The sequence below is a fragment of the Actinomycetospora sp. genome, from assembly GCF_036497245.1.
GTDB lineage: Bacteria > Actinomycetota > Actinomycetes > Mycobacteriales > Pseudonocardiaceae > Actinomycetospora.
Genome location: NZ_DASXJS010000202.1, coordinates 1 through 4228, shown reverse-complemented (window position 1 = coordinate 4228; position 4228 = coordinate 1). Strand labels below are relative to the sequence as shown.

At 75.3% G+C, this 4228-nt stretch carries 3 protein-coding genes; all 3 read left to right on the top strand.

What is annotated here, in order from left to right; all coding sequences use genetic code 11:
- The first annotated feature begins 340 nt into the window (after window positions 1-340).
- Window positions 341-1150 (top strand): class I SAM-dependent methyltransferase, encoded by an 810-nt coding sequence (locus VGI02_RS21380; RefSeq protein ID WP_331630634.1) that lies wholly within the window; start codon window positions 341-343, stop codon window positions 1148-1150.
- Window positions 1151-1339: 189 nt separating this feature from the next.
- A complete protein-coding gene (locus VGI02_RS21375; protein ID WP_331630632.1) occupies window positions 1340-2866 on the top strand; it encodes a 1,4-alpha-glucan branching protein domain-containing protein in 1527 nt (508 codons plus the stop codon).
- Between the two features lie 8 nt (window positions 2867-2874).
- Window positions 2875-4152 (top strand): glycosyltransferase family 4 protein, encoded by a 1278-nt coding sequence (locus tag VGI02_RS21370; protein WP_331630636.1) that lies wholly within the window; start codon window positions 2875-2877, stop codon window positions 4150-4152.
- Window positions 4153-4228: the final 76 nt, after the last annotated feature.

Sequence of the window (4228 nt, the reverse complement as noted above, 5' to 3'; positions counted from 1 at the left end):
CCAGGCCCCGCAGATCAGCGTCGGTGAGCCGGTGCTCACCCCCAGCAACTTCTTCAACATCGTCAAGCGGATGCCCGCCCACCCGACCGGTCGCTGACCCCGCCTCGACGCTGCACCGGGCACGGGCTGCACGAGACCGACCCCCCGCTGCCACCGCCCCACGAGAGGTGATCATGGCCGAACCGAGCTCTCCGGCGACGAGGACGACCCCCTCCCGGAAACTTCCCCTCACCCACGACCCGCCGCTCACCGATGCCCTGGGACGGCCGCTCGGCGTCAGCGAATACCGGTCTCGCCGCGGCCTGAGCGGCGATCCGGCACGGTGATCGACGATCACGCGGTGACCCACCCGGTGGCCGGCGGCGATCTCGACGCCGCTCACCGGCCCGGGCTACCCCTCACGGGAGAACGCACCGTGCCCGATCTCGTGATCGAGAACTACTGGTTCCGGCGGCACGAGGCGGTGTACCTGGCGCTGGCCGCGGACTGCCGCGACGCGACGGTCCTGGAGGCCGGGGTCGGCGAGGGCTACGGGGCCGCTCTGCTCGCCGGGGTCGCGCGGCACGTCGTCGGCCTCGAACTGGACGCGCCGACCGCGGCCCACGTCGCGCGGCGGTACGGCCCCACCGGCGGCGGCGCGGTCGCCGTGGCGCGCGCCGACCTGCAGGCGCTCCCCCTCACGGACGCCTCGGCCGACGTCATCGTCACCCTCCAGGTCATCGAGCACCTCGGGGATCAGGCCGGGTTCCTGCGCGAGTGCGCCCGCGTGCTGCGCCCCGGCGGGCGGCTGCACTGCTCCACGCCGAACCGGCTCACGTTCTCCCCCGGCAACGCCCTCGACGACCGCCCGCTCAACCCCTTCCACACCTACGAGCTGGCCGCGTCGGATCTCGTCGCGCTGGTCGCGGACGCCGGGCTGGAGGTCACCGCGATGCGGGGTCTGCACCACGGGGCCGCACTGCGAGCGCGCGACGCCCGGCACGACGGGTCGATCATCGAGGCGCAGGTCGCCCTGGCCCTCTCCGGCGCGGACTGGCCGGCGGCGCTCGCCGAGGACGTCGCCGCGGTGACCACCGACGAGTTCGACCTGCGCTCCGACGACGTCGACGCGTCCCTGGATCTGGTGCTCAGCGCGGTACGGCCGGGATGACGTCGGTGTGGACGAAGTCGTCGCCCGTGAAGAGGCGCGGCTCGTTCACGTCCTTGGCCAACGCGTACGCGAGGCAATCGCCGAAGTTCAGCCTCGCCGGATGCCCGGACCCTCGCCCGAAGTCTCGATGGGCAGCGCGATCGTCGCTACCAGCGAGTAACCTGCCCGGACGGCGTAGAGAGGGGCGTGATGGGCAGCGAGGGCACGTTCTGCCTGGTGCTGCACTCCCACCTGCCCTGGCTCGCCCGCCACGGCGCCTGGCCGGTCGGCGAGGACTGGCTCTACCAGGCCTGGGCGCACTCCTACCTGCCCGTCGTCGAGGTCCTGGAGCGGCTGGCCGACCGCGGCCATCGTGACCTGCTCACCCTCGGCGTCAGCCCGGTCCTCGCCGCCCAGCTCGACCACCCGTACTGCCTGCGCGCGATGCACGCCTGGCTCGCCGACTGGCAGCTGCGCGCCCACGCCACCCACCGCCGACTGCCCGACGTCGCCGTCCGCGAGCACCAGGCGGCCAGCGCCGCGCTGGCGACCTTCGAGCGCGACTGGCGCCACGGGGCGTCGCCGGTGTTCCGCTCGCTGGCCGACCGCGGCGCCGTGGAGCTGCTCGGCGGCCCGGCGACGCACCCTTTCGGCCCGCTGTTGCCCGGCCGCGTGCGCCGGTTCCTCCTCGACGGCGGCCTGCGGGACGCGACGCGGCGGCTGGGTCGCGCGCCGGAAGGGATCTGGGCACCGGAGTGCGGCTACTCCCCCGGCATGGAGCACGACTACGCCGCGGCCGGCGTGCGGCGCTTCCTCGTCGACGGACCGGCCATGCGCGGCGACACGGCGGCCGCGCACCCGGTCGACGGCACCGACGTGGTCGCGTTCGGCCGCGACCTCGAGGTCACCTACCGGGTCTGGTCGCCGCGGTCGGGCTACCCGGGCGGCGCCGACTACCGCGACTTCCACACGTTCGACCACGACTCCGGCTTCAAGCCCTACCGGGTCACGGGGAAGCGGGTCGGGGAGAAGGCCCCCTACGACGCGGACCGCGCGGCCGCCGCCGTGGCCCGGGACGCCGAGGACTTCGTCGGGACCGTCGTCGAGCGGCTCCGCGCGCTGCGCGATCGCCGCGGGAGGCCCGGCGTCGTCGTCGCCGCGTACGACACCGAGCTCTTCGGGCACTGGTGGCACGAGGGCCCGGCCTGGCTGGAGGAGGTCCTGACGCGGCTCCCGGAGGCCGGGGTGCGGGTGACGACGCTGCGCGGGGCGGTCGAGGCGGGCCACGTCGAGGAACCGGTGGTGCTGCCGGCGTCGTCGTGGGGCTCGGGCAAGGACTGGCGGGTGTGGGACGGGTCCGGCGACCCCGGGGTCGCCGACATGGTGGCCGACAACGCCGACGTCGCGACCCGGCTGCTCGCGGCCGTCGACGGCGTGGGGCGACCGGCCGGGCGCGACGCCACCCTCGACACGCTCGCGGTCCAGGCCGCGCTGGCGCTCTCGTCGGACTGGGCGTTCATGGTCACCAAGGACTCCGCGGCGCACTACGCCCGCCGTCGCGCCGCGGTGCACCGCGACCGGGTCCGCGAGCTCACCGACCTTCTCCCGGCGGGCCGGCACGACGAGGCGGCCCGGCGCGCGGCGGAGTTCGCCGGCCAGGACGACCTGTTCGGCCACCTCGACGCGCGGGGACTGGCCCGGGCGCGGGATCGTGCGCTGGTGGGTGCCTTCTCGTGACGGCACCGATGCGCGTGCTGCTCGTCTCGTGGGAGTACCCACCGGTGGTCGTGGGCGGGCTCGGGCGCCACGTCGGCGCGCTGGCGACCCACCTCGCGGACGCGGGGCACGACGTCGTCGTCCTCACCCGCCAGCCCACCGGCACCGACGCGTCCACGCACCCGACCACGGACACCCTCGTCGAGGGGGTGCGTGTCGTGCGCGTCGCCGAGGACCCGCCGCACCTGGAGTTCACGGCCGACCTCGTGGCCTGGACACTCGCTCTCGGGCACGCGATGGTCCGGGCGGCGCTGCCGGTGCTGCGCGACTGGGCGCCGGACGTGATCCACGCCCACGACTGGCTCGTCGCCCACGCCGCGACGGCGCTGCGCGACCTCGCGGACGTGCCGCTGGTCGCGACGGTCCACGCCACCGAGGCCGGCAGGCACGGCGGCTGGCTCTCCGCTCCGCTCAACCGCCAGGTGCACTCCGTGGAGTGGTGGCTGGCGAACGCCGCCGACGCGGTCGTGACCTGCTCGCGGGCCATGCGCGACGAGGTCGCCGGGCTCTTCGACGTCGACCCGGACGGGATCACCGTCCTGCACAACGGCATCGACGCGTCCGGGTGGTCGGCCTCTCCAGAATCAGCCGTGGCGCACCGCTCGCATCTGACGTCAGGACGGCGCCACGTTCACATCGGCTCGCCGACCCTCGTGACGTTCGGCCGGCTGGAGTGGGAGAAGGGCATCCAGGACGTCATCGCCGCGCTCCCCGCGATCCGGCGCGCCCATCCCGGGACGCGGCTCATGGTGGCCGGGACCGGCTCGCACGCCGGCTGGCTGGCCGACCGGGCGCGGGCGGCACGGGTCCGGCGCGCGGTGACGATGCTCGGGCACGTGGACGACGTCGCGCTGGTCGACCTGCTCGGGCGCGCCTCGGCCGTCGTGCTGCCCAGCCGCTACGAGCCGTTCGGGATCGTCGCCCTCGAGGCGGCCGCGGCCGGCGCCCCTCTGGTCGCCTCCCGCGCGGGCGGGCTCGGGGAGGTGGTGCTCGACGGCATCACCGGGCTCTCCTTCGACCCTGGCGACGTGGCCGGGTGCGCGGCCGCGGTGATCGCGGCGCTGGACGCCCCGGGCGCGGCGCACCGGCGCGCGGTCACCGCCCGCGAGCGCCTGGCCAGCGACTTCGCCTGGCCCGCGATCGCCGCCGACACCGCCGCGCTCTACGGCCGCGTCCGCCGTCGTGCCCCCGGGCCGCCCCCGGGCCGCCCCAAGATCCCGACCGGTAACGTCTTCGGCCGGACCTGAGCGTTTCCGGACCCGGCGACGGTGGTATCTGCCAGGCTTTGTCGCTGCACCGAGGGAGGTGCGTGATGACCGTCGA